Origin of the sequence: Gluconobacter sp. P1D12_c, assembly GCF_018812105.1 — a bacterium.
GTDB classification, from domain to species: domain Bacteria; phylum Pseudomonadota; class Alphaproteobacteria; order Acetobacterales; family Acetobacteraceae; genus Gluconobacter; species Gluconobacter oxydans_A.
The window spans coordinates 1-416 of record NZ_JACSIQ010000587.1; the positions used below are offsets into that span (position 1 = coordinate 1).

At 55.6% G+C, this 416-nt stretch carries 1 pseudogene; it reads right to left on the reverse strand.

Going from position 1 to position 416, the window contains the following annotated elements:
* Window positions 1-416, reverse strand: a pseudogene (locus KP705_RS18275) (IS5/IS1182 family transposase); the annotation flags it as partial.

The following is a 416-nucleotide window of genomic DNA, read 5'->3' on the forward strand; positions in this document are numbered from 1 at the left end:
GCGGTATTGGCTTTATCCAGAAGCCCCTCTCTCAATCGCGCGCCATCACTGGCGGCGGCATCTGTTGTCTTCCATTTGCGGATGAACCGATACTTCCGGTCGATGGAGACGTGGGGTTTGTAGCCAAAGAATGGGATRGCSAGATCRCTCGACGGYATGGTTCCATCGTCCTGCCGCTTCGCCTTCGTGAACTTAAGTGTCCATCGTGCATGACGATCCTTATGCGACATCTTTGCGGGCTTGTCCTGCCAGTCTTCTGGAATACGTCCTGCCCGGAGRTCSGCTTTCTCAGCATTCGTATTGCGCTGCTTTGGAGCGGCTACCAATGTTGCATCCAGGATCTGGCCTGACATCGGCAGATAACCGGCGTTCCGCAGGGTCGCTTCAAACCGGTTAAACAGCCCATCGATCGCACC